The organism is Streptomyces sp. FH025, from assembly GCF_017427025.1.
In the GTDB taxonomy this organism is placed as follows: domain Bacteria; phylum Actinomycetota; class Actinomycetes; order Streptomycetales; family Streptomycetaceae; genus Kitasatospora.
The window spans coordinates 12,813-36,239 of sequence record NZ_JAFLNG010000006.1 but is presented as its reverse complement, the minus strand read 5'-3'; the positions used below and the strand labels follow the sequence as shown (position 1 = coordinate 36,239).

The 23,427-nt window shown below is 73.0% G+C and carries 20 protein-coding genes and 1 pseudogene; 9 read left to right on the top strand and 12 right to left on the bottom strand.

Annotation, left to right across the window (positions count from 1 at the left end; genetic code table 11):
• Positions 1–179: 179 nt before the first annotated feature.
• The 4 genes from J0670_RS00940 to J0670_RS00925 all read right to left on the bottom strand — a co-directional run bounded on the left by J0670_RS00940 (position 180) and on the right by J0670_RS00925 (position 5,127).
• A complete protein-coding gene (locus J0670_RS00940; protein WP_207808630.1) occupies positions 180–1,133 on the bottom strand; it encodes a hypothetical protein in 954 nt (317 codons plus the stop codon).
• Between the two features lie 85 nt (positions 1,134–1,218).
• Positions 1,219–1,728 (bottom strand): hypothetical protein, encoded by a 510-nt coding sequence (locus J0670_RS00935; protein WP_207808628.1) that lies wholly within the window; start codon positions 1,726–1,728, stop codon positions 1,219–1,221.
• A 328-nt stretch (positions 1,729–2,056) separates the two neighbouring features.
• Positions 2,057–4,435 carry an FtsX-like permease family protein gene (locus tag J0670_RS00930; protein WP_207808626.1) on the bottom strand — a complete coding sequence of 793 codons (2,379 nt, stop codon included), beginning with the start codon at positions 4,433–4,435 and terminating at the stop codon, positions 2,057–2,059.
• Positions 4,432–5,127, bottom strand: a complete 696-nt coding sequence (locus J0670_RS00925; protein ID WP_207808624.1) for an ABC transporter ATP-binding protein — start codon at positions 5,125–5,127, stop codon at positions 4,432–4,434. Before J0670_RS00925 ends, J0670_RS00930 begins: the two co-directional genes overlap by 4 nt.
• Before the next feature lie 207 nt (positions 5,128–5,334).
• On the opposite strand from J0670_RS00925, the gene J0670_RS00920 reads away from it, so the two are divergent.
• Both J0670_RS00920 and J0670_RS00915 read left to right on the top strand, forming a co-directional pair.
• Entirely contained in the window at positions 5,335–6,576 is a 1,242-nt protein-coding gene (locus tag J0670_RS00920) for a sensor histidine kinase (RefSeq protein WP_374223047.1), read from the top strand.
• Positions 6,573–7,045: pseudogene (locus J0670_RS00915) on the top strand (response regulator transcription factor). The gene J0670_RS00920 and the pseudogene J0670_RS00915 overlap by 4 nt, the downstream one beginning before the upstream one ends.
• 59 nt (positions 7,046–7,104) lie before the next feature.
• Here J0670_RS00915 and katG read toward each other — a convergent pair.
• Positions 7,105–9,321, bottom strand: coding sequence for a catalase/peroxidase HPI (gene katG / locus J0670_RS00910; RefSeq protein WP_207808622.1), 2,217 nt, complete (start codon positions 9,319–9,321; stop codon positions 7,105–7,107).
• A gap of 218 nt (positions 9,322–9,539) precedes the next feature.
• Between katG and J0670_RS00905 the strand changes: the two genes are divergently transcribed.
• The 3 genes from J0670_RS00905 (at position 9,540) to J0670_RS00895 (ending at position 11,758) form a co-directional block, all read left to right on the top strand.
• Entirely contained in the window at positions 9,540–9,953 is a 414-nt protein-coding gene (locus J0670_RS00905; protein WP_207808620.1) for a Fur family transcriptional regulator, read from the top strand.
• Positions 9,954–10,016: 63 nt separating this feature from the next.
• On the top strand, positions 10,017–10,496 hold the full coding sequence (locus J0670_RS00900; protein ID WP_207808618.1) for an Rrf2 family transcriptional regulator: 480 nt from the start codon (positions 10,017–10,019) through the stop codon (positions 10,494–10,496).
• Between the two features lie 44 nt (positions 10,497–10,540).
• Entirely contained in the window at positions 10,541–11,758 is a 1,218-nt protein-coding gene (locus J0670_RS00895; RefSeq protein ID WP_207808615.1) for an MFS transporter, read from the top strand.
• A 96-nt stretch (positions 11,759–11,854) separates the two neighbouring features.
• On the opposite strand, the gene J0670_RS00890 is transcribed toward J0670_RS00895, so the two are convergent.
• The 4 genes from J0670_RS00890 to J0670_RS00875 are packed head-to-tail and all read right to left on the bottom strand — an operon-like array spanning position 11,855 to position 16,589.
• Positions 11,855–12,817 carry a carbamate kinase gene (locus tag J0670_RS00890; RefSeq protein WP_207808613.1) on the bottom strand — a complete coding sequence of 321 codons (963 nt, stop codon included), beginning with the start codon at positions 12,815–12,817 and terminating at the stop codon, positions 11,855–11,857.
• Positions 12,818–12,819: 2 nt separating this feature from the next.
• A complete protein-coding gene (gene argF / locus J0670_RS00885; protein ID WP_207808610.1) occupies positions 12,820–13,824 on the bottom strand; it encodes an ornithine carbamoyltransferase in 1,005 nt (334 codons plus the stop codon).
• 22 nt (positions 13,825–13,846) lie between these two features.
• The gene (locus J0670_RS00880) at positions 13,847–15,070 is read right to left on the bottom strand and encodes an arginine deiminase (RefSeq protein ID WP_207808609.1); all 1,224 of its coding nucleotides are present in this window, start codon (positions 15,068–15,070) and stop codon (positions 13,847–13,849) included.
• Between the two features lie 16 nt (positions 15,071–15,086).
• Complete coding sequence (locus J0670_RS00875) at positions 15,087–16,589, bottom strand: APC family permease (protein ID WP_207808607.1); 1,503 nt, start codon at positions 16,587–16,589, stop codon at positions 15,087–15,089.
• Positions 16,590–16,999: 410 nt separating this feature from the next.
• Here J0670_RS00875 and J0670_RS00870 point away from each other — a divergent pair, with 410 nt between their 5' ends.
• Genes J0670_RS00870 through J0670_RS00860 form a run of 3 tightly spaced genes read left to right on the top strand, consistent with a single transcriptional unit; the run spans position 17,000 to position 19,241 of the window.
• The gene (locus J0670_RS00870) at positions 17,000–17,644 is read left to right on the top strand and encodes a hypothetical protein (RefSeq protein WP_207808606.1); all 645 of its coding nucleotides are present in this window, start codon (positions 17,000–17,002) and stop codon (positions 17,642–17,644) included.
• 38 nt (positions 17,645–17,682) lie between these two features.
• Positions 17,683–18,507, top strand: coding sequence for an ABC transporter ATP-binding protein (locus J0670_RS00865; protein WP_207808604.1), 825 nt, complete (start codon positions 17,683–17,685; stop codon positions 18,505–18,507).
• Entirely contained in the window at positions 18,504–19,241 is a 738-nt protein-coding gene (locus J0670_RS00860; RefSeq protein WP_207808602.1) for an ABC transporter permease, read from the top strand. The genes J0670_RS00865 and J0670_RS00860 overlap by 4 nt, the downstream gene beginning before the upstream one ends.
• A gap of 70 nt (positions 19,242–19,311) precedes the next feature.
• Here J0670_RS00860 and J0670_RS00855 read toward each other — a convergent pair whose 3' ends face one another.
• The gene (locus tag J0670_RS00855; protein WP_207808601.1) at positions 19,312–19,986 is read right to left on the bottom strand and encodes a CBS domain-containing protein; all 675 of its coding nucleotides are present in this window, start codon (positions 19,984–19,986) and stop codon (positions 19,312–19,314) included.
• Positions 19,987–20,023: 37 nt separating this feature from the next.
• Complete coding sequence (locus tag J0670_RS00850; protein WP_207808599.1) at positions 20,024–20,485, bottom strand: universal stress protein; 462 nt, start codon at positions 20,483–20,485, stop codon at positions 20,024–20,026.
• A 368-nt stretch (positions 20,486–20,853) separates the two neighbouring features.
• On the opposite strand from J0670_RS00850, the gene J0670_RS00845 reads away from it, so the two are divergent.
• Positions 20,854–22,422, top strand: a complete 1,569-nt coding sequence (locus J0670_RS00845) for an oleate hydratase (RefSeq protein WP_207808598.1) — start codon at positions 20,854–20,856, stop codon at positions 22,420–22,422.
• A 114-nt stretch (positions 22,423–22,536) separates the two neighbouring features.
• On the opposite strand, the gene pflA is transcribed toward J0670_RS00845, so the two are convergent.
• The gene (pflA, locus tag J0670_RS00840) at positions 22,537–23,349 is read right to left on the bottom strand and encodes a pyruvate formate-lyase-activating protein (protein ID WP_207808596.1); all 813 of its coding nucleotides are present in this window, start codon (positions 23,347–23,349) and stop codon (positions 22,537–22,539) included.
• Positions 23,350–23,427: the final 78 nt, after the last annotated feature.

The window sequence follows — 23,427 nt, the reverse complement described above, 5'->3', positions numbered from 1 at the left end:
AGGCGCGGCCGTATGCGGCGGGACATGTGATCTCTCCAGATGAGATGGATCGACTGGGTCGTACCGGCCGCCGGACCCGGCCGGGTGGTGCGGGTCGGGATCGAGATGGGTGTTCGGGGACCGGGCGGTGTCCACGCGTGTCCGGCGGGCGCGCCACGCCCGATCCCCCTGAGATCCCGTCAGCTGGTCGCTGAGGCAGCCGACTTCACGGCAGCGGTGATCCGCTCGCGGGTCTGGTTCAGCGCGAGCTGGTTCTCCTCGATCTGCTTGCGCTGGACCTCGCTCTCGACGTCGAACCAGACCTTGACCAGGCCGGTCCTCTCCTTGCAGTCGAGGTCCGCGGTGGCGACGGCGATCTCCTCCTTGCTCGGGCCGCTGCCGGTCGCCCGGGGCGCCAGCTTGAAGGCGTCCGCCGGCAGGGCGACCTGGTAGCCCTTCTCCGCCATGCACCCGGACCACTGCTGGATGACCTGCTGGACCCGGTCGTCGGCCTTGGCGGTGTCGAAGCTCTCGGCGTCCAGCCGGTCCGGCACGGAGGTGTCGAGCTGCCCACCGACCTTGTCCAGGCTCTCTCCCATGCAGCCGCCACGGGGAACCGCCGTGCCGTTCTGGGTCGTTGACACCTCGGGGGCGTCCGGCTTCGGCTCGGTGCGCCCGGTGAGCATGACGAGTTCCTCGGCCGACATCTTCGGGATGGGCGGCGGGCTCCAGCCCTCGTCCGGGAGGTCGTAGCCGTACCTCTCCACCTGGGACCGGTCGGTGAGCCCGTACCGGCGGGCCATGTTGGTGTTGTCCCAGATGCTCGCCGGGTTCACGGTGCGCTCGGGCGCGTTGTAGGTGAAGCCGAACCGCGCCATGCAGTCGTGCGTCAGCCTGTCCGCGGCCCGTTCGATGGTCCGGTTGTCCTCGTAGGTCTCCATGTAGGCGGAGAGCGGGAGTTTGAGCCCCGCGGCGAGTCCGGTCTGCGGCGTGGTCGGCGGCGGAGAGCCGGTGCCCGCGCCGTGCGCGCCGGGCGCGGGCTTGGACGAGTCCGAGCAGGCGGCGGCCCCCAGCAGGGTGCAGCCTGCGAGCAGGAGCGCCGTGGCGGTCCTGCGGTACTGACGGGAACGCGGGCGGCGCGGGACACCGGTCACTGCATCACTTCCTCGGAGACGTACTCCGCCCGGCCCCGGGCCGGAACGGCCCAGGACCGGGCGGAGTGGGTGGTACTCGGGCCGGTCAGCCCCAGTGCTGGGAGGCGTTGTTGTTCTTCAGCGTCGAGTCCAGGTTCGTCCCGGCGTAGCAGCCCCAGCTCCCCGGGATCAGCTGCGAGTGGCCGCCGTAGTTGGAGTTGTAGTAGATGCGGTAGTTCACCGTGCTCGGGCAGCCCTTCGCGGCGGCAGCGTTGTTCTTCACGGCCACCCCGTTCCCGCTGCCGTTCCCACCCGAGAACACGTAGCGGTAGTCCGTGACCGTCATGCCGCTGTAGATGGTGTCCCCGGCGTAGTCCGGGACGTTGCCGAAGAACTTGGCCGAGGAACTGTAGTTGCCCCCGTCGCCGCCGTTCGAGTTGTAGGAGATGATCAGGACGTTGTCTCCGTTGCTGCAGTCCGAACTCGACTGCCATCCACAGTTGTTGGAGATGGGAACGGCGGCACTGGCCTGACCCGCGAGGACGAGCGGAGCGGCGACGGCGAGCGTCACGACGGCCGCCCGGGCCGCCTTGGCGAACTTGACGGTGGTGCTCATACAGGTGTCTCCCTCTGCGAAACGGAAGGTGCTGAACGAACTGCTGGCCGGGCCGCGTGAAATATGTCAGCAATGAAGATCCGTTAGCAATGGCTTTACCGATTCCCGAATCCCCCCTTACGACCTGATTCAGCCTCAACTGCCGGTCCGGATATGGTCGGTTTGTGGCGCATGTGTCCGGAGTGGACACGGTGGGTTCAGGCCGAACGAATAGTTTCCGGCCGTTCGCGGCCGAATCCCGCCCCGTTCGACCGCATGCGAACAGCCGCTCTCGAAATGGTCTGGACCAAAGAACTCGCCCGAACCGGTACGGCCCGTCGCTCCCCCGTCACTCCGCGCGCAGCGCGTCCACCGTCCGCGCCCGCGCCGCCCGTACGGCGGGCAGCAGGGCACCGAGCAGGGCGAGCACCACGCCGCCGAGCACAAGCAGCACCAGCGCCGGCGTGCCGAAGACGTCCAGCGCGGCGGCCGGGAAGTCCAGTCCGGCACTGTGGCCCATCGCAGGCACCGTCCAGCCGTGCAGCAGCAGCCCCAGCGGCAGGCCGATCGCGCCGCCGGCCGCGCCGGTCAGGAGCACCGAGGCGAGCACCACACCGACGGTCTGCGCCGGGGTCATGCCGAGCGCCTTGGTGACGCCCATGTCCCGGGTGCGCTCGCGGATCTCCAGGACGACGGTGTTGAACACCCCGAGCCCGGCGACCACGACCAGCAGCAGGGTGAGCGTGGCGGTGAGCGAGTTCAGCGCGACGATCGAGTCGGCGGAGTGGCGCGCCGTTCCGGCCTCGGCGGTCATGTGCACCGGACCGAGCGCGGCGCCGAGGGCGGTCGCGTAGGCGGAGGCGTCGGTGCCGGGCTCGAGCTTGACGAACCAGGAGTCGGGCTTCGGGGCCGTCCTTGCCGCGAAGGTGCCGGCGTCGGTGAACAGCTCGTTGGTCTGCACGTGCGGGTCGAAGACCTCGCCGACGATCCGGAGGGTGACCGTCCGGCCGTGGTCGGTGAAGGTCACCTGGTCGCCGAGCTTCACCGAGGCCTCGGTGAGGAAGGTGCTGGGGGCTACGGCCTCGCCCGGGCCCTGGTACCAGCGCCCGGAGACCATCCGGTAGCCGGCCCAGCCGCTGTCCCCGGTGAAGGCGGTCACCGTGGTGCTTCCGGCGACTCCGGCGACGGTGACGTCCTCGACGCCCATGCCGTAGTAGCCGGCGGTGCCCGGCTGGGCGGCCAGGGCGGCGGCGACGGCGGCCGGGTCGGCCGCGACCGGCCTGACGGGTGCCGCCCCGGGCGGGCCGACCGGCCGCTCGGGCTCCACGAGGACGTCCGCGGCGGCGTGGTTCTTCGCCTCCTGCACCCAGGTCATCGTCCCGCCCATGCCGACCGCGAAGACGGTGGCCGCCGTGCCGAAGAGCACGGCCGCGAGCACCCCGGCGGCCCGGGCCGGGCGGGCGAAGGGCTGGGCGAGGCCGAGGCTGAGCGGCCGGGGCAGCGGCAGCCGGGCGGCCAGCGCGGCGGCGCGGGCGGCCAGGGCGTCCCGCCGGGTGCCGCCCGCCGTACGGCCGACGGCCAGGGCGTCCACCGTGCGCAGCCGTCCGGCGCGGGCGGCGGCCGCCCAGGCGACCAGTGCGACGGCGGCCAGGGTGCCGCCCGCGACCGCGACGTCCACCCAGGGGGCGATGCCGGAGGCGTCGGTGCCGTACAGCCGGCCGGCGGTGGCGAGCACCGGGACGGTCAGCAGGTTGCCCGCGACCACCCCGAGCAGGGTGCCGACGGCGGCCGGGATCAGCGCCTGGGCGACGTACGCCCGCACCACCTGGGCGGGGGTGCAGCCGAGTGCCTTGAGCACGCCGATCCGCCGGGTGGCGGTACCGACCGCGCCGGCCACCACGTTGCCCGCCACCAGGACCGACATCGCCATGCCGAGCAGGCCGAAGGCGACCATGAAGGGCAGGAACAGCGCGGTGTTGCGGTCCGAGCCCTGCTTGGCGGTGAGCCAGGACTGGGCGCCGGTGAGCGCCCCGGCGGGCGCGGCGGAGGCCACGGCGGAGCGGTCGGCGTCCATCGCGGCGGCGGTGCCCGCGTTCGCGAAGCGGTAAAACATCTCGTAGCCGGGAGTGGCGCCGGGCGCGGTGAGGGCGGGGACGGCGTCGGGTGTCACCCAGGCGTCGGCGGTACGGCTGACGGACCGGGCGAGGCCGACGACCTTCAGCGTGGGCGTTCCCGGCAGGCCGGGCAGGCGCAGGGTGCCGCCGATCGGCACGCCCGGGTTCCCGTACCTCGTGTCGAGCACCACCTCGTCCGGGCTCGTAGGCCAACTCCCCTGGTCCAGTGTGATGTTGTCGACGCCGGCGGCCGCCGAGGCGCGGCCGGCCACGGTCATCGGCGACATGGTGACCCCAGCCGGGACGGAAGCGCCGGGGCCCGGCTCGGGGTCGACGGTGACGATGCGGAAGGGCCCGGCCGCGGCCGTCACGCCGGGGGCGTGCGCGGTGGCGGCGAGCTGGTCGGCGCCCGCCCGCGCGCCGTCGTACCTCGCGGTGAGGTGCGCGCCGTGCTGGCCGTCGAAGGCCCGGTCGAAGGGGGCCTGGGAGGCGACCAGCAGGGAGCCGCCGAGGACGGAGCAGGTGGTGGCCACCATCGCGGCCAGCCCGATCGCGACCGACTGCGTCCGCCGCCTGCGCACACCGGCCCGTACGACACGGCTCAGCGCGGTCATGCCGCCACCTCCGCCGCCGTGTCCGACTCGACCCGGCCGTCCCGCATCCGGACCGTGCGGGTGGCGCAGTCCTCGGCGAGGCTCAGGTCGTGGGTGACGAGGAGGATGGTCTGACCGTCCTCGTGCAGCTCGCGGAACAGCTCCTTGACGTCCTCGCCGGAGGCCGAGTCCAGTGCGCCGGTCGGCTCGTCGGCCAGCAGCAGGGTCGGCCGGTTCATCAACGCCCGCGCCACGGCGACGCGTTGGCGCTCGCCGCCGGAGAGCCGGCCCGGGTGGGCGCGGGCGTGCCGGTCGATGCCGAGCGCCTCCAGCAGCTCGGCCGCCCGCCTCCGGGCCTCGGCGCGCGGGACGCCGGCCAGCTCGCCGGCCAGCACCACGTTGTCGGCCACGGTGAGGTCGTCCAGTAGGTTGAAGAACTGGAACACCATGCCGATCGTGCCGCGCCGGTAGCGGGCCGAGCCCTTCTCGTTCAGCCGGTCCACCCGCGTCCCGGCCACGGTGACCGTCCCGGAGCTCGGCCGGTCCAGCCCGGCCACCAGGTTCAGCAGGGTGGACTTCCCGCTGCCCGAGGGGCCGAGCACCGCCACCGACTCCCCCTCCCGCACCCTCAGCGTCACCCCGTCCAGGGCCGCCCGCGCGCCCTCGTAGCTTCGGCTCACACCGCTCAGCTCGATCACCGGATCGCCGCTCATGTCCCCGCTCCTCGTCGTGTCCTGCCTGGTGACGAGGACGAAGGTACGGACGGGCGGGGCGTGCCCGCGTCCGCCGACGGCGGCACGTCCGGTACCGCCTCCGGCGGACCCGGCGCGGCGTCATCCTTCCGGTGTAGTCGCCCGGTGTACGGGCCACCGCCTGCCGCCGGGCTGTCCCGAGCGGCGGCCGGGCACCAGAATGTCCCGGTGATCAACCATCCGACGGTGCGGTGGCTGCGCGCGGCGGCCCGCCCGGCCGAGGCGCCGGGCGCGGCTCCCCCGCCCCGGCCGACCAGGCGCGGCCAGGCCTTCGACGCGGCCCTGGCCCTCTTCCTCGCCCTGACCTCCGGCCGCTACGCCACCATCGCGGGCGACCTGCGCGACCCCACCTGGAACGGGCTGTTGCTGCTGGTGCCGCTCGTCCCGCTGCCACTGGTGCTGCGCCGCCGCTACCCGCTGGCGGTGCTGTGGGCGGTGCTGCCGGCCGCGCTGCTGGTCCGGCACCAGTCGCAGGACATCGCGTACTCGGCGGGCGTGGCGGTGATCGTCGCCGCCTACAGCGCGGCCGCGTACGGGCGCCGCCCGAAGGCCGTCCTGCTGAGCCTGCCGGCCGCGACCGCCGCGCTGGTGGTGCTCTTCGACGACGCCAAGCTGCCGCACTTCCCCAACGGGGTGATGGCCGTCCTCGTCCTGGTGCCGGTGCTCACGGTCGCGTACGAGCTGCGGATGTGGCGCCGCCGGGTGGACGAGGGCCGGGAGCGGCTGTCCGCCCTGGAACGCGGGCAACTGGCCGCGCTGCGACTCGCGGTGGAACACGAACGGGCCCGCATCGCCCGGGAGTTGCACGATGTGGTGACGCACAACGTGAGCATGATGACGATCCAGGCCGGGGCCGCCCGCAAGATCCTGGACACCGCCCCGGACAAGGCCCGCGAGGCGATGGCCGCGGTGGAGGCGGGTGGGCGCGCCGCGATGACCGAACTGCGGCACGTGATGGGCCTGTTGACGATCGACGCGGGCCCCGGTGACGACCTCGCCGGGGCCGCCGACCTCAGCCCGCAGCCCGGCCTCGGCCGGCTCGACGCCCTGGTCGAGGGCGTCCGGCAGGCCGGGCTGCCGGTGGAGCTGACCGTGCGCGGCGAGCGCCGGGCCGTCCCGCCCGGGGTCGAACTCGCCGCCTACCGGGTCGTCCAGGAGGCCCTCACCAACACCGTCAAGCACGCGGGCGGCGCCGACGCCACGGTGACCGTCGAGTACACCCCCGACCGCCTGCGGGTGGAGGTCGCCGACACCGGCGGCCGCCCCACCGGCGCCGCCTCCACCGGCAACGGGCGCGGCCTGCTCGGCCTGCGCGAACGCCTCGCCGTCTACGGCGGCACCCTGCACACCGGCCCCCGGCCCCGCGGCGGCTACCGCGTCACGGCCCAGATCCCGCTGGAGAGTTCATGAGCGCGCTGCGCGTGGTGGTCGCCGACGACCAGGCCCTGGTCCGGACCGGGTTCCGGCTGATCCTGGAGTCCGAGGGGATCGAGGTGGTCGCCGAGGCCGAGGACGGCGAGCAGGCCGTCGCCGCCGTCCGCCGCACCGCGCCGGAGGTCGTGCTGATGGACATCCGGATGCCCGGCCTGGACGGGCTGGAGGCCACCCGCCGGATCCTCGCCGACCCGTCGGCGCCGCCGCCCCGCACCGCGAGCTGGCCACGCTCACCCCGCGCGAGCTGGAGGTGATGGCGCTGCTCGCACGGGGCCTGAGCAACGCCGAGCTGGCCGCCCGGCTGCACCTGTCCGAGGCGACGGTGAAGACCCATGTGGCCCGGATCCTGGGCAAGTTGGGACTGCGGGACCGGGCCCAGGTGGTGGTCGCCGCGTACGAGACCGGGCTGGTCAGCGTGGGCTCCGTGCCGGAGGCCGCCCGCTGACGCACGAGCGGGAGCCCGGGGGTCGAGGCCCCTGGGCTCCCGCTCGTGAACGACGAGGATCAGGCGAGGTCGAAGCGGTCCGCGTTCATGACCTTCACCCAGGCCGCGACGAAGTCCTCCACGAACTTCTCCTTGGCGTCGTCGGCCGCGTACACCTCGGCGACGGCGCGCAGTTCGGAGTTCGAGCCGAACACCAGGTCGGCGCGGGTGCCGGTCCACTTGACCCTGCCGGAGGCGTCACGCCCCTCGAAGGTGTGCGCGTCCTCCGAGGTGGACTTCCAACTGGTGTCCAGGTCCAGCAGGTTGACGAAGAAGTCGTTCGTCAGCACGCCCGGCGTCTCGGTGAACACGCCGTGCGCGGACTGCTGGTGGTTGGCGCCCAGCACGCGCAGACCGCCGACCAGCACGGTCATCTCCGGCGCGCTGAGGCCCAGCAGGTTCGCCTTGTCCAGCAGCAGGTACTCGGCCCCCAGCCGGTTGCCCTTGCCGACCCAGTTGCGGAAGCCGTCGGCCCTCGGCTCCAGCGCGGCGAAGGACTCGGTGTCGGTCAGCTCCTGCGGCGCGTCCACCCGGCCGGGCGCGAACGGCACCTCGACGGCGAGGCCCGCCGCCTTGGCCGCCTGCTCGATGCCGACGCCGCCGGCCAGCACCACCAGGTCGGCCAGCGAGACCTGCTTGCCGCCGCCCTGCGCGTTGAACTCCCGCTGCACGCCCTCCAGGGCCCGCAGCACCGTGGCCAGCCGGTCGGGCTCGTTGACCTCCCAGCCGACCTGCGGCTGCAGCCGGATCCGGCCGCCGTTGGCGCCGCCTCGCTTGTCGCTGCTGCGGAAGGAGGAGGCCGCCGCCCAGGCGGTGGAGACCAGCTCGGAGACGGACAGGCCGGTGGCGGTGATCCGCCGCTTGAGGTCGGCGACGTCCGCCGCCTCGACGCCCCGGTACGAGACGGCCGGCAGCGGGTCCTGCCAAAGCAGCTGCTCGCTCGGGACCTCCGGGCCGAGGTAGCGCACGACCGGGCCCATGTCGCGGTGGGTCAGCTTGAACCAGGCGCGGGCGAAGGCGTCCGCGAACTCGGCCGGGTTCTCCATGAAGCGCCGGGAGATCGGCTCGTAGACCGGGTCGAAGCGCAGTGACAGGTCGGTGGTGAGCATGTTCGGGGCGTGCCGCTTGTTCGGGTCGTGCGCGTCCGGGACGGTGCCCTCGCCGCCGCCGTCCTTGGGCTTGTACTGCCAGGCGCCGGCCGGGCTCTTGGTGAGCTCCCACTCGTAACCGAACAGCGTCTCGAAGAAGCTGTTGTCCCAGGTGGTCGGGGTGGCCGTCCAGGTGACCTCGATGCCGCTGGTGATCGCGTCGGCGCCCACGCCGGTGCGGAAGCCGCTCTTCCAGCCGAGGCCCTGCTGCTCCATCGGGGCGGCCTCGGGGTCCGGGCCGACGTTGTCCGCCGGGCCGGCGCCGTGGGTCTTGCCGAAGGTGTGGCCGCCGGCGATCAGCGCGACGGTCTCCTCGTCGTTCATCGCCATCCGGTAGAAGGTCTCGCGGATGTCGCGGGCGGCGGCGAGCGGGTCCGGGTTGCCGTTGGGGCCCTCGGGGTTGACGTAGATCAGGCCCATCTGGACGGCGGCCAGCGGGTTCTCCAGCTCGCGGTCGCCGGTGTAGCGCTCGTCGCCCAGCCAGGTGGTCTCCGGGCCCCAGTAGACGTCCTCGTCCGGCTCCCACTCGTCGACGCGGCCGCCGCCGAAGCCGAAGGTTTCGAAGCCCATGCCCTCCAGGGCGACGTTGCCGGACAGGATGATCAGGTCGGCCCAGGACAGGCTGCGCCCGTACTTCTTCTTCACCGGCCACAGCAGGCGGCGGGCCTTGTCCAGGCTGGCGTTGTCGGGCCAGCTGTTCAGCGGGGCGAAGCGCTGCTGGCCGCCGGAGGCGCCGCCGCGGCCGTCACGGATCCGGTAGGTGCCGGCGCTGTGCCACGCCATCCGGATGATGAACGGACCGTAGTAGCCGAAGTCGGCCGGCCACCAGTCGTGCGAGGTGGAGAGCGCCTCCTGGATGTCCCGCTTGACGGCCGGGAGGTCGAGCGCGCTGAACGCCTTGGCGTAGTCGAAATCCGCTCCGAGCGGGTTGGCCACGGCGGGGTTCTTGGCGAGGATCTTCAGGTTCAGCCGTTCCGGCCACCACTGGCGGTTCCCGCCGCCCTGGGTGGGGTCGAGTGCGCGCCCGTGGTTGACCGGGCAACCTTCCGCCTTCGCCTCTACGCCGGTTGCATCGTGGTTCTCAGACATGGGAATCCTTCCCTACAAGGCGGATCACGGTGTCTTCATCTGCTACCTACGGCACCTACTGCGCCTACTGCTTCCCAGGCTAGCGCCGGGGCCGATCCTACGGTGGACACAATCCAAGTCAAGAAAGACACCAATCCCATATCCGATCGGGAACCGGACGACACCGGATGCGAATTGATAAACTCCGGTCTTCCCATTGACCTGAATAGGTGAACCGTATGAGTGACCTGCTGGAGCGGCTGCGCGGACGCGGCTGGCGTCTCACCTCCCAGCGGCGTGTCGTGGCCGAGGTGCTGGACGGCGAGCACGTGCACCTGACCGCCGACGAGGTGCACGCCCGGGCGGCCGAACGCCTCCCGGAGATCTCCCGGGCGACGGTCTACAACACGCTCGGCGAGCTGGTCACCCTCGGCGAGGTCATCGAGGTGTCCACCGACGGGCGCGCCAAGCGCTACGACCCCAACGCCCACCACCCGCACCAGCACCTGGTGTGCACCGGCTGCGGCGCCATCCGCGACGTCCACCCGGCCGGCGACCCGCTCACCGCGCTCCCGGCCGACCAGCGCTTCGGCTTCGCGGTCTCGGGAGCCGAGGTCACCTACCGCGGACTCTGCCCGACCTGCGCGGGCTGATCTCTCCGGCTCCTCACCCCTCGGGCCTTCCGCGCGGAAACCAGGATGTGTAGTGTCCTGGTTATGCGGATGGGCGAGGGAGTCGAGTGGGGCCTGCACTGCTGCCTCACGCTGGCCTGGCTGGGCGAGGAACACCCCGTACCGACGGCCCGGCTGGCAGCCTGGTTCGACCTCCCCCCGGCCTACCTCACCAAACGCCTACAGGCGCTGGTCAGGGCCGGCATCCTCAGCTCCACCCCCGGCGCCCGGGGCGGCTTCCGACTGGGACGGCCGCCCGAGCAGATCACCCTGATGGACGTGGTCGCCGCCATCGAGGGCCCCGAGGACCTCTTCCGCTGCACCGAGATCCGGCAGCGCACCGAGGGCGCCGCGGCCGCCTCCGACGACTTCCGCCGCCCGTGCGGAGTGACGACGGCCATGCGCCGCGCCGAACTGGCCTGGCGTCGCGAGCTCGCCGCGCAGACCGTCGCCGACCTGATGGCGGCGGCCCCCGCCGGCGCGGCCGAGCGCACCCGGCGACACTACGCGCGGCTGACCGGCTGAACCTCCGATCCACCGCTGTCGGCTTCCTCACGAGGAGAACCTGGATGTCCAGTGTCCTGATTCCCGACGCCCCTCCGAAACCCGCCGCAGGCGGGCTGTCCTCCACCCTCGTCCTCGCGTTGGGCACCTTCGCGGTCGGCACGGACGCCTTCGTGGTGGCCGGCTTCCTGCCGTCCATGGCCGAGGACCTGCACGTCTCCCCGGCGACCGCGGGCCAGTCGATCACCGTCTTCGCCGCCGCGTACGCCGTCCTGTCCCCCGTACTCGCCACCCTGCTGGCCCGACTCCCGCGCCGGACCCTGCTGGTCGCGGCGCTCACCACCCTCGGCCTCGCCAACCTCGGCTCCGCGCTCGCCCCCGACCTGGCCGTCCTGCTGGTCAGCCGGGTGGTGGCGGCCGCGGGCGCGGCGGCGTACACGCCGGGCGCCGGGGCGGTCAGCGCCTCACTCGTCCGGCCCGAACTGCGGGCGCGGGCCCTGGCGGTGGTGATCGGCGGGCTCACCGTCGCGACCGCGCTCGGTGTGCCGCTCGGCAACGCCGCCGGGCACTGGTTCGGGTGGCGCGCCGCGCTGGGCGCCGTCGCGGGCCTCTGCCTGGTGGTCGCCGCCGTCCTGCGCGCGATCATGCCGCGACTGCCGGGGAGCGCCCGGGTGTCGCTGCGCACCCGTCTCGCCGTCCTGCGGCGGCCCTCCGTCCTGGCCGTCCTGCCGCTCACCGTCCTCGGCATGGGGGCGAGTTACACCGCGTACGCCTACAGCGTGCCGGTGCTGGACGCGGTCGGAGTGCCGGAACGGTCCGCGCTGTGGATGCTCTTCCTCTACGGGCTGGGCGCCGTGGCCGGCAACCTGGGCGCGGGCTGGGCGACCGACCGGTGGGGGTCGGTGGCGGTCCTGACCGTCGGCTACACGGCGATGGCGGCCGCCCTCGGCGCGCTCGCCTGGCTGGCGGGCGCCGGCACGGACGTCGCGCCGCTGGTCGGCCTGCTGGTGCTGCTGTGGGGAGCCGCCAGCTGGTGCCAGACGCCGCCGCAGCAGCACCGGCTGATCCAGGTGGCCCCGCAGGAGGCGCCGCTGGTGGTCTCGCTCAACTCCTCGTCCATCTACGTCGGGATCGGGCTCGGCACGGTGCTCGGCGGTGCCGCCCTGGGCGCCGGGGCCTCGGTCGTCTACGGGCTGGGCGCGGGGATCGCGGCGGTGGCGCTGGGCTTCCTGCGGTGGAGCTCGCGGCGCCAGGTCAACCCCGGCGCACGCGCGGGCACTTGAGCCCGTTCCGGAGGTGCCGCGGCCGAAGGCACGGGTCCGCGGGCGAGTGGACTCGCCCGCGGACCCGTGCCTACCGCTTCGCCGGTCTACACCGCTCTACACCGCAGGGACGGCGAGCACCTCGGGCCCCCGCTGCCCGTCCTCCGCGAGGGCGCGGACGCTGGTCCCCGTGGTGCCGAGGAGGATCCCGAGGGCGTTGTCGAGCGGGCCGATCGCGGCCAGGCCGCCGGTGCGCTCGACGAAGGAGGCGGCGGCTTCGGCCTTGGGCCGCATCGACCCCTCGGGAAGGTCCAGTGCGCGCAGCCCCTCAGGGGTGACGGTGAGCAGCGGGCGGGGGCGCGAGGTGCCGAAGCCGGTGAAGACGTGGGTGACGTCGGTGAGGATCAACAGGGCGTCGGCGCCGAGCTGTTCGGCGAGCAGGGCCGCGGTGAGGTCCTTGTCGACGACCGCCTCGACCCCGCGCACCAGCCCCGTGACGGGGTCACGGGTCACCGGCACTCCCCCGCCGCCGGCGGCGATCACCACGGTGCCGGCGGCCAGGAGGGTGCGGACGGCCGGCACCTCGGTGACGGCCACCGGTCGGGGCGAGGCGACCGTGCGGCGCAGGTGGTCGCCGTCCCTGGCGGTGGTCCAGCCGCGCTCGGCCTCCATCAAGTGGGCCTGAGGTTCGGAGAGTTGGCCGCCGATGAACTTGCCCGGCCGCTTGAAGGCCGGGTCGTGCGGGTCGACCTCGGTGTGGGTGACGAGCGCGACCACGGGCCGGTCCGGCAGACGGGCCATGAGTTCGCGGGCGAGCAGGGTGCCGATCATGCCCTGGGTCTGGGCGCCCAGGACGTCCAGCGGGTAGGGCGCGGTGAGGGCCGGATCGGTCTCGCTCTCGACGGCGAGCAGGCCGATCTGCGGGCCGTTGCCGTGGGTGACCACCACCTCGTGCCCGGCCTGGACGAGTTCGGCGAGCGAGCGGGCGGCCTGGTGGACGTGGTGCAACTGGACCTCTGCGTCCGGGTGTTCACCCCGCTGGAGCAGGGCGTTCCCGCCGAGGGCGGCGACGATGCGCATGCTCAGTCCCTCCCCAGGGTGGCGACCAGGACGGCCTTGATGGTGTGCATCCGGTTCTCGGCCTGGTCGAAGACCAGGCTCGCGGGCGACTCGAAGACCTCGTCGGTGACCTCCAGCCCGTCCAGGCCGTGCTCCCGGGCGAGTTCGGCGCCCAGGTCGGTACGCCGGTCGTGCAGGGCGGGCAGACAGTGCAGGAAGGCGGTGTCCGGGTTCCCGGTCGCGGCCATCAGTTCGGCGGTGACCCGGTACGGGAGCAGCAGGTCGATGCGCTCCTTCCAGCGGCCGTGGTCCTCGCCCATGGAGACCCAGACGTCGGTGTAGAGGTAGTCGGCGCCGCGGACCGCCTCTTCGGGCCGCTCGCTCAGCGTGAGCCGGGCGCCCGTCTCCTCGCCGACGCGACGGCACTCGGCCACCAGCTCCGGGTCGGGCCACAGGGCCTTCGGGGCGGCGATCCGGACATCCATGCCCAGCAGACTGCCCATCGCCATGAGGGAGTTGGCGGTGTTGTTGCGGGCGTCGCCGAGGTAGCAGAAGGAGATCCGCTCCAGCGGCTTGCCGCTGTGCTCGCGCATGGTGAAGACGTCGCACAGGCTCTGCGTCGGGTGGCAGGCGTCGGTCAGGCCGTTGAAGACGGGGACGCCGGCGTGGCGGGCGAGTTCGGTGACGGTGTCCTGGCCGAAGCCCCGGTACTCGATGCCGTCGTACATCCGGCCCAGGACCCTGGCCGTGTCGGCGATGGTCTCCTTGTGGCCGATGTGCGAACCGTCCGGGCCGAGGTAGGTGGTGGTGGCGCCCTGGTCGGCGGCGGCGACCTCGAAGGCGCAGCGGGTGCGGGTGGAGTTCTTCTCGAAGATCAGGGCGATCCTGCGGCCGGTCAGCCGCTGCGTCTCGGTGCCCGCCCGCCGGGCGGCCTTCAGTTCGGCGGCGAGGTCGAGGAGGTGGTGGATCTCGGCGGGGGTGAAGTCCTGTTCGCGCAGGTAGTGGCGTCCGCGCAGGTCGATGCTCATGGTCGTTGCTCCTCGGGTGGGTTCAGTTGGCCGGGTCGCGCTGGATGGGGCAGCTCATGCAGCGCGGGCCGCCGCGGCCGCGGCCGAGTTCGGAACCGGTGATGGTGACGATCTCGATGCCCTGCTTGCGCAGGTAGGTGTTGGTGGTGGTGTTGCGCTCGTAGCCGACGACGACGCCGGGGGCGAGGGCGAGGAAGTTGCTGCCGTCGTCCCACTGCTCGCGTTCGGCCGCCCGCGCGTCCTGCTCCGCGGAGAGGAAGCGGACCTTGTCCACGTCGAGGGCCTCGGCGAGGGAGACGGCGAGGTCGGTGTCGGCGCGGACGTCGAAGCCCGCGGGCCGGTCGGGAGCGGGGGTGAGGGTCCACGAGCGCAGCTGGTCGGCCAGCCCCGGGTAGATCGCGAAGGCGTCCCGGTCGATCATCGTCAGCACGGTGTCCAGGTGCATGAACGCCCGGCTCTCCGGCAGCCGTACCGCGATCAGCCGGCGGGCGGTTCCGGTGAGGAACAGCTGCTGGGCGAGGGCCTCGACGGCCTGCGGCGTGGTGCGCTCGCCCATGCCGATCATGACCACCCCCGGGGCGATCGTGTGGACGTCACCGCCTTCCAGGCTCATGCCCGGGGTCGGGGTGGTGCCGTCGAGCAGCGGCGGGGCGGTCTCGGCGAACAGCGGGTGGAAGCGGTAGATGGCCGCGGTGTGCAGGGTCTCCCGGCGGCGGGCCGGACGGGCCATCGGGTTGAGGCTGTACCGGGCGCCGATCCAGCAGGAGTTGTCGCGCGGGAAGAGGTGGTTGGGCAGCGGAGGCAGGGCGAAGTCCTGGTCGCCGAGGGTGTGCCAGAGCAGGCTGTGCGGGTTCCTCAGCGGCAGGTCGTCCTTGAGGACGCCGCCGATCAGGTACTCGGCCAGGGTCCGGCCGTCGAGTTCCTCGCACAGCTGCCGGACCGGGTCGACCAGGGCCGGGCCCACCACGGCCGGGGTGGCGACCTGGCCGAGCAGCCAGGAGCGGGCGACGGGTATGTCGAGCGTCTCGGCGAGCAGGTCGGCGTAGTGGTGGACGCGGACGCCGTGGTCGCGCAGCACCTGGGCGAAGGCGTCGTGCTCCTCGCGGGCCCGCTTGGCCCACAGGATGTCGTCGAACAGCAGCTCGTCGACGTTGCGCGGGGTCAGCCGGGAGAGTTCCAGGCCGGGGCGGTGCAGGATCACCTGGTGCAGGCGGCCGGCCTCGGAATCGACACGCAGGGCGGACATCGGGTACTCCTCGTTCTCAGTGGTGGCGCGGGGTCAGGGCCCGGCGCAGGAGGGTCGGCAGCTTGGCCGGGCGGGCGGCCCGGGCGGCGTGGGGCAGGTGAGGGACGGTGGCGGGCGAGCCGTTCGGGGCGGCCGTCTCCTCGGCCTTCCCGAGGGCGGCCGGCTCGGCCTGGGGCCGCTTGAGCCAGATGTAGACGGGGATGCCGAGCAGGACGGTGAACAGGCCGTAGTAGACGGTCTGGTAGCCGCTGCCCTGGATCGACCAGTACGAGAAGGTCAGCGCGAGGACGGTGACGACGACGTCCCGGCCGAACCTGCGGCGGTCCAGCTCCTCCCGGCCGCGGCGCACCAGCCAGTACAGCTGGGCGGCGGCGGAGATCAGGTACGGCAGGACGGCGGTGAGCACGCTCAGCAGCACGATCTCGGTGAAGACCCTGGTGAAGCTGGTGTAGCTGACCACGGTGAGCACCGACGCGAGGACCGTCGCCGAGACGATGCCGAAGGCCGGCACCTCGCCGCGGCCGTGGACCTTGGTGAAGGCGGACGGGAAGAGTCCGTCCTTGGCGGCGGCCATCGGCATCTCGGCGCAGATCAGGGTCCAGCCGTTGAGCGCGCCGATGCCGGAGATGATCGCGGCCAGGGCGACGAGGTTGCCCGCCCAGGTACCGCCCGCGATGTTGTTCATGGCGTCGGTGAACGGCGCGCTGGAGGAGCCCAGTTGACCGTGCGGGACGGTGCCGAACACCGCCAGGGTGCCGAGCAGGTAGATCGCGGCGCAGGCCAGCGTGCCGTAGATGGTGGCGCGCGGGACGTTGCGCTGCGGATCGCGCACCCGGCCCGCGGCCACCGAGGCGGTCTCCAGCCCGATGTAGCTGAACAGGGCGATCGCCCCCGCCGCCGAGATCGCGCCGAGCGCCGAACCGCCGCTCGCGTTGAAGGCGCCGAAGTTGCCGGACTTCATGAACAGCAGGCCGGCGGTGGCCATGAACGCCAGCGGCACGAACTTCAGCACGGTGGTCACCACTTGGAAGGCGCCGATGTTCTTCACCCCGGTCAGGTTGACCAGGGCCGGCAGCCAGAGCCCGGCCAGCGCGATCGTCACGGACGCCCAGGTGTGGTGCCCCTTGTTCACGAACACCTCGACGTAGCCCACCCAGGCCACCGCGATCGCCGCGTTCCCGGCCCAGGCCGTGATCCAGTACGACCAGGCGGTCAGGAACCCGGCGAACTCGCCGAACGCCTCGCGGGCGTAGACGTAGGGGCCACCGCTGCCGGGGGACCGCTCCGTCAGCCGGCCGAACGTCACCGCGAGCGCCAGCGCGCCGACGGTCACCAGCACGAACGCCACCAGGGCGATCGGCCCGTACGGGGCCAGGGCCGACGGCAGGGCGAACACGCCGGTCCCGATGATGCTGCCGACGACCAGCGCGGTCGCGGCGGGCAGCCCGAAGGACCTGCCCTCCCCGGTGCGTGCGTCGCCCGTCCTGTCGGATCGTCTGCCACGATCGAGCACTGACATGGAACGGCTCCTTTGCCGTGCGTCAAAACCTGTTGATCGGCCGATTTCCTCGCCGACCGTCGTGGAAGATCCTCTGCCCGTGGCCGGGCCGGGCCCAGGGGCCGACGGTCCCGCCTTCCGGTCCCGGCCGTCCCGGGTCCCGCTCCCATCGGTCCCGGCCTGACGCCGGGCCGACCGGCCCTCTGACCTCGCCGTTTCCGGCCCGTGCGGCCCGCCCGTCCCACCGGGCCGACGGCTCGGGCCGCCGCGCGGAACGCCGCCGGACGGCCCATCGGGACCACCGGCCTCCGGGCAGGTCCCTTCGGTCCCTGGGGCGGCACGCCGACGCGGCCCGAGACTGAGGGCGTCGCAGAGAAGCCGCACGTCGCCGAGAAGCCACACGTCGCCGAGAAGCCGCAAGGAGAACCCACATGACCCGCGCTCGTCGCCCAGCCCGGTCAGCCACCGCGGGTGGCACGCTGCGACGGAACCTGCGTCGCGCCCTCGGCCGGGACACGAACCCGCTGAGCCGTCCCGTCGACCGCTCCCGCAGCCGGGCCTGGCTCTGGGCCCTTCTCGCCATGGCGCTGGCATCGCTGGCCGGTGCCGGTGCCGCGGCGGCCGACTACACCACGGCCCGTCAGCAGAGCCTCGCGACCGCCGCCCGGTTGCACCGGGTCGAGGCGGTCGTGCACACCCCGGCCCGCAGCGCCGCCGCGCCCGTCACCGGTGCGACGGTGTACGAGGCGGACGCCTCCTGGACCTACCCCGGGGACGAGGACCACACCGGCACCGTCACCGTCACCCGCCGCACCGCCGTCGGCTCCACCGTGAGCACCTGGGTCGACGACAGCGGCCGCCCGGCCGCCGCGCCCCCGTCCGTGACCTACTCGGCCACCAACGCGGTGCTCGTCGGGCTGGCCGCCTTCGGTGGCCTGACCGTGCTCGTCGCCACCGGCCTCAACGCCCGACTGGCCTTCCTGGACCGCCGGGCCGCCGACTCCTGGCGCTACTCCTGGACACTGTTCGAACCTGTCTGGAGCGGCCGGGCCCGGCGGGGCAACCAGACCAACTGACCGGCCGGCACACGAGGACTTCGAAAAAGGGAGCCGCCATGGCGAGCACGGAGCGACCCGACCCCGGCGGCCGGACCGCCGACGACGGCCCGCCGGGGCCCCCGGCCGTCGCGGTCCGGGGCCTGCGGGTGTCCCGCGGAGGCCGGACCGTGCTCCACGGGCTCGACCTGGACGTCGAGCGCGGCTCGGTCACCGGCCTGCTGGGGCCCAGCGGTTGCGGGAAGACCACGCTGCTGCGGGCGGTCGTGGGCGTGCAGAAGGTCGAGGCGGGACGGGTCCAGGTGCTCGGCGCCGACGCGGGAAGCCCGGAGCTGCGCAGCCGGATCGGCTACGTCACCCAGGCCCCGTCCGTGTACGCCGACCTGAGCGTGGCGGAGAACCTGCGGTACTACGCCGACGTCCTGGGCGCCCCGCGCGACGACCCGTCACGCACCCTGGAGCAGGTCGGGTTGCGGGGCAGGGAGAGGGACCTGGTCGGGCGGCTCTCCGGCGGCCAGCGCGCCCGGGTCTCACTGGCGGCGGCCCTGCTGGGAACGCCCGAGCTGCTGGTGCTGGACGAGCCGACGGTCGGCCTCGACCCGGTGCTGCGTCAGGACCTGTGGCACCTGTTCCACCGCCTCGCGGCCGGAGGGACCACCCTGCTGGTCTCCAGCCACGTCATGGACGAGGCCGAGCGGTGCACCCGGCTGCTGCTGATGCGCGACGGCCGGCTGCTCGCCGACGACACCCCGGCCGGACTCCTGACGGCGACGGGTGCGCCGGACGTCGAGCAGGCGTTCCTCCGGCTCGTGACCGGCTCCGCCTCCCCGGCCGGGGACAGCACGGCCCACGAGGCCCCACTCTCCGGAAAGGCACCACGGTGAATCCGCGCCGAACCCTCGCCACCGCCCGTCGCGTCCTGCTCCAACTGCGCCACGACCCGCGCACGGTGGCCCTGATGCTGGGGGTCCCCTGCCTGCTGATCACCCTGCTCAAGTACGTCTACGACGGCCGGCCGGAGGTCTTCGACCGGATCGGGGCCCCGGTGCTCGGTGTCTTCCCGCTGCTGGTGATGTTCGTGGTCACCGCCGTCGCCACGCTCCGCGAACGGACCGGCGGCACCCTGGAGCGGCTCCTCACCATGCCCCTGGGAAAACTGGACCTGCTGGTCGGCTACGCCCTCGCCTTCGGCCTGGTGGCCCTCGTGCAGGGCCTGCTCGCCTTCGGTCTGACGGTCGGCCTGCTCGGTCTCACGGTGGCGGGCCCGACCTGGATGCTGCTCGCCATGGCCGTCGCCGACGGACTGCTGGGCATGGCGCTGGGCCTGTTCGTCTCGGCCTTCGCCACCACCGAGTTCCAGGCCGTGCAGTTCCTGCCCGCCTTCCTGCTGCCACAGCTCCTGCTGTGCGGGCTGTTCACCCCCCGCGCGGAGATGTCCGGCTGGCTCCACGCCCTCTCGGACGCCCTTCCGCTGTCCTACGCCGTCGATGCGATGAACGCCATCACCACCCGATCCGGCCTCACCGGCGGGACGGTCGCGGACCTGCTGCTCGTCCTCGGCTGCGCCGCCGCGGCGCTGGCGCTGGGCGCCGCCACCCTGCGACGCCGCACGGCCTGAGGCGGCCCGCACAGCCCGGAGCCCGGCGCCCATGACTCGGGGCGCCGGGCTCCGGCCGGTGTGGGCCGCCTCAGCGGACCGGGTGCGGGACGGCGGTGTCGTCCGTGCGGTGGCCGAGGTGGCAGGTGACGTCGACGACGCCGTCCACGCTCCGGCAGAGCCGTTCCACCACCGTCACCAGGGCGCGGCGCTCGACCGTACCGGTCACGGTGACCCGGCCGTCCCGCACCTGGACGTCGACGCCGTCCGGGTCCAGCCCCAGGGTGCGGTCGAGGACGTCCTGGCGGATCTCCTCGCGGATGGCCCGGTCGTGCCGCAGGAAGACCCGGAGCAGGTCGCTGCGGCTGACGATGCCGATCAGCCGTCCGGCCTCGTCGACGACGGGCAGGCGCTTGAGGCCTCGGGCCCGCATCAGGCGGGCGGCCTCCACCACGGTCCACTCGGGCCGGGCGCAGACGGCCGGGCTGGTCATCAGGCCCTCGGCGGTGGTCGCCCGGCTGCGGGCGTGGTCGCGCGGCGGCAGGGCCGGGGTGAGCAGCAGGCCCGTGGGGTCCTCCTGGGCGGCCTCGTTGGGCAGCAGGTCGGCCTCGGAGACCAGGCCGACGGGCCGGTCGTCGCGGTCCAGGACGGGGACGGAGGTGATGTCGTGCTCGGCGAGGAGCCGGGCAATCTCCTTGAACCCGGTGTCGGGCCGCACGTGGACGACGGCGTGGGTCATCAGCTCCCCCACGATCCGGTGCTTCATGGCCGGTCATCTCCTTCCGGTGGGTTCGGCGGGGCGGTCACTTGACGGGGCGCGGGTCCTCGTGGTGGCGGACGACGACGACCGGGCAGGGCGCGTGCTGGACGCAGTGCTGGCTGACCGACCCCAGCAGGACGCCGGCGAAGCCGCCGTGCCCCCGGCTGCCGACGACCAGCAGTTCGGCGTCCCGCGCCGCGGTCAGCAGGGAGACCGCGGCGAGGCCCTCCACCACGTGGGGGTGGATCTCGACGGGGTTCTCGGCATCGGCCACCTCGGCGATCGCGTTGTCGAGGACCTTGCGGGCGATGTCGGAGAAGTCCTCCTCGGGCACGATCGGCACGGTCCAGCCGACGGCCACCTGGTACTGCCAGGCGGAGACCGCCTCGACCACGGCGCCGCGCACACGGGCCTCGTCGACGGCCCAGCGCAGTGCGTCGACCGAGGACGGCGATCCGTCCACACCGACCACGATCCTGCGCGGCGCCCCACTCTGCTCGGTCATGGTGTTCCTCCCTCTCTCGCTGTTGCCTCAAGCCTCCTCCCACCGGGGTCCGCCGACGAAGGGCCGGAGGGGAACCTGCCGGCGGGACCTTCAGCCCCGATCCGCCCTGGCCCGCCCGGGCCCCTCGGGTCACCCCGGGGACGGTTTCTGACGTACCGTCAGGCAGAACCGATGCCCGGTCCCGGACGGACCGGGACCGTTGCGCCGCCACAGGTGACCAATGGCCCACAGACCCGGTCGGCGACCGCGAGCACGCTGACATCGCATCCCGTTTCGGGGGATCCGTTCCCGATCGGCAGAGCGCCGCGAAAGCCGGCCGGCTGCGCACGCACACCGGCTTCGGCGCGGCAGAGTTGAGGAGTTGGACGATGGCAAAGGCGTACCTGGTCGGCGGCGGCATCGCCGCACTGTCCGCGGCGGCGTTCCTGATCCGTGACGGCGGCTTCGCCGGCGGCGACATCCACGTGTTCGAGGCGCAGGAGGAGCTCGGCGGCAGCCTCGACGCGGGCGGCACACCGGAGGCCGGCTACACGATGCGCGGTGGGCGGATGTTCGAGGCGCAGTTCCGCTGCACCTACGACCTGCTGTCGGGCATCCCGTCCCTGGACGACCCGTCGAAGTCGGCGACCCAGGACATCCACGACTCCTACGAGGAGTCCCCGTGGGACGACGCGGCCCGCCTGGTGCGCGCGGGCGGCGTGATCGTGGACGGGCACACCATGGGCTTCTCCGAGCGGCACCGCCTGGAACTGGTCACGTGCCTGGCCACACCGGAGCGGCTGCTGGACGGAAAGCGGATCACCGACTGCTTCGAGGAGGGCTTCTTCCGTACGGACTTCTGGTACATGTGGTGCACCACCTTCGCGTTCGAGCCCTGGCACAGCGCGATCGAGTTCCGGCGCTACCTCAAGCGCTTCGTGCACCTGTTCCCGGAGTTCGAGACCATGTCCGGGATCCAGCGCACCCGGTACAACCAGTACGACTCGATCGTCCGCCCGCTGACGGCATGGCTGCGGGAGCACGGCGTACGGTTCCACACCGGCCGCCGCGTCGCGGACCTCTCCTTCCGGCCGGGGCCCGCCACGACGGTCGAGCGCATCCTCTTCGCGGGCGCCCACGCGGACGTGCCGGTCGACCCCGAGGACCTGGTGTTCGTCACCAACGGCTCGATGACCGCCGACTCCGTCCTCGGTTCCCACACCGCCGCGCCCGAGCGCCCGCGCACCGACCTCAGTCCCGACTCCTTCCTGCTGTGGCACCGGATCGCCCGCGGACGCCAGGACTTCGGCCACCCGGACGTCTTCGACCGCAGCGTCGAGGACTCCACCTGGGAGTCCTTCACCGTCACCGCCAAGGACCCGGCGTTCCTCGACTGGATGGAGGCGTTCACCGGTCGCACCACCGGCCGGGGCGGCCTGCTCACCCTCACCGACTCCCCCTGGCTGCTCACCGTCGTGGTCAACCGCCAGCCGGTCTACCAGCACCAGCCCGACGGCGTCTCGGTCTGGTGGGGCTACGGCCTCTTCCCCGATGCGGTCGGGACGTACGTCCGCAAGCCCATGCGCGAGTGCACCGGCGCGGAGATCCTCCAGGAGGTGCTCCAGCACCTGGCCGTCGATGCCGCCACCGCGGAGCGCGTCGCCGGGACGTCCACCGTCATCCCGTGCCTGATGCCGTACATCACCAGCCAGTTCCTGGTCCGCAGCCACGGAGACCGGCCGCAGGTCGTGCCGAAGGGCTCCACCAACCTCGCGTTCATCGGCCAGTACGCCGAAGTGCCCGACGACGTGGTCTTCACCGTCGAGTACTCCGTGCGCACCGCCTGGACCGCCGTGGCACGGCTCCTCGGCCTCGACGAGCAGCCCCCGGCCGTCCACAAGGGCCACCACGACGCACACGTCCTGGCCCAGGCCCTGCACACCATGCACCGCAAGTGACCTCCGGAGGGCCGGGCCCACGGCCCGGCCCTCCCCGAACCGCGCTGGCCGGCCGCGACGATGGTGTCGCGGCCGGCCAGTGCGCGTCGTGCGGGCCTGTTGAGGCGGGTACGGTCAGACGGCGTACAGGCCGTGAGCGGTGAAGACCGCCCGGGCCGCGGCCGTCTGGTCGGCGGTCGGCGTGGGGGTGTCGGCGAGCGTGAAGTCGAGGCCGAGCGCGCGCCACTTGGCGGCGCCGAGCTTGTGGAAGGGCAGCACGTCGACGCGGGTGACGTTGCCGAGGGAGGCGGTGAAGGCGGCGACGCCCTCGACGTTCTCGGTGGCGTCGGTCAGGTGGGGAACGAGGACGAACCGCACCCAGACCTCCTTCCCGAGGTCGGCCAGGCGGCGGGCGAAGTCCAGGGTGGGGGCGAGCTTCCGGCCGGTCACGTGCCGGTAGAGCGAGTGGTCCCAGGACTTGATGTCGAGCAGGACGAGGTCGGTGTCGGCGAGCAGCGCGTCGGTGGCGCGGGCGCCGAGGAAGCCGGAGGTGTCCAGTGCGGTGTGCAGGCCGAGTTCGTGCTTGAAGCGGTGGAGCAGTTCGCCGCTGAGGACGGGCTGGAGGAGCGGCTCGCCGCCGCTGATGGTGGCGCCTCCGCCGGAGGCGTGGATGAACTCGGTGTACTTGGCGGCCTCCTGGACGATCTCGTCGGCCGAGGCGCGGCGGCCGTCGCGCATGTTCCGGGTGTCGGGGTTGTGGCAGTACAGGCAGCGCAGCGGGCAGCCGGCCAGGAAGGCGACGAAGCGGGTGCCGGGGCCGTCGACGCCGGTGGACAGGTCCCAGGAGTGCAGCATGCCCGTCACCGCGCGCCGGGTGGCGGCGCCGGCCAGGGTGACGGCGGGTACGGCTCGTTCGGCCGGTTCTGGGGGTACGGCGGGTTCGGCCATGGTGGCGGTTCTCCTTGCACGGGAGCGCGGTGCCGACGCCCGTGGTCGGGGAGGCGTCGGCACCGCGTGCGGGTGGTG

Coding starts and splice junctions, on each gene's coding strand:
- J0670_RS00935 (WP_207808628.1), bottom strand. CDS start 1,728: ATGAGCACCACCGTCAAGTTCGCCAAGGCGGCCCGGGCGGCCGTCGTG.
- J0670_RS00930 (WP_207808626.1), bottom strand. CDS start 4,435: ATGACCGCGCTGAGCCGTGTCGTACGGGCCGGTGTGCGCAGGCGGCGG.
- J0670_RS00925 (WP_207808624.1), bottom strand. CDS start 5,127: ATGAGCGGCGATCCGGTGATCGAGCTGAGCGGTGTGAGCCGAAGCTAC.
- katG (WP_207808622.1), bottom strand. CDS start 9,321: ATGTCTGAGAACCACGATGCAACCGGCGTAGAGGCGAAGGCGGAAGGT.
- J0670_RS00905 (WP_207808620.1), top strand. CDS start 9,540: ATGAGTGACCTGCTGGAGCGGCTGCGCGGACGCGGCTGGCGTCTCACC.
- J0670_RS00900 (WP_207808618.1), top strand. CDS start 10,017: ATGCGGATGGGCGAGGGAGTCGAGTGGGGCCTGCACTGCTGCCTCACG.
- J0670_RS00895 (WP_207808615.1), top strand. CDS start 10,541: ATGTCCAGTGTCCTGATTCCCGACGCCCCTCCGAAACCCGCCGCAGGC.
- J0670_RS00890 (WP_207808613.1), bottom strand. CDS start 12,817: ATGCGCATCGTCGCCGCCCTCGGCGGGAACGCCCTGCTCCAGCGGGGT.
- argF (WP_207808610.1), bottom strand. CDS start 13,824: ATGAGCATCGACCTGCGCGGACGCCACTACCTGCGCGAACAGGACTTC.
- J0670_RS00880 (WP_207808609.1), bottom strand. CDS start 15,070: ATGTCCGCCCTGCGTGTCGATTCCGAGGCCGGCCGCCTGCACCAGGTG.
- J0670_RS00875 (WP_207808607.1), bottom strand. CDS start 16,589: ATGTCAGTGCTCGATCGTGGCAGACGATCCGACAGGACGGGCGACGCA.
- J0670_RS00870 (WP_207808606.1), top strand. CDS start 17,000: ATGACCCGCGCTCGTCGCCCAGCCCGGTCAGCCACCGCGGGTGGCACG.
- J0670_RS00865 (WP_207808604.1), top strand. CDS start 17,683: ATGGCGAGCACGGAGCGACCCGACCCCGGCGGCCGGACCGCCGACGAC.
- J0670_RS00855 (WP_207808601.1), bottom strand. CDS start 19,986: ATGAAGCACCGGATCGTGGGGGAGCTGATGACCCACGCCGTCGTCCAC.
- J0670_RS00850 (WP_207808599.1), bottom strand. CDS start 20,485: ATGACCGAGCAGAGTGGGGCGCCGCGCAGGATCGTGGTCGGTGTGGAC.
- J0670_RS00845 (WP_207808598.1), top strand. CDS start 20,854: ATGGCAAAGGCGTACCTGGTCGGCGGCGGCATCGCCGCACTGTCCGCG.
- pflA (WP_207808596.1), bottom strand. CDS start 23,349: ATGGCCGAACCCGCCGTACCCCCAGAACCGGCCGAACGAGCCGTACCC.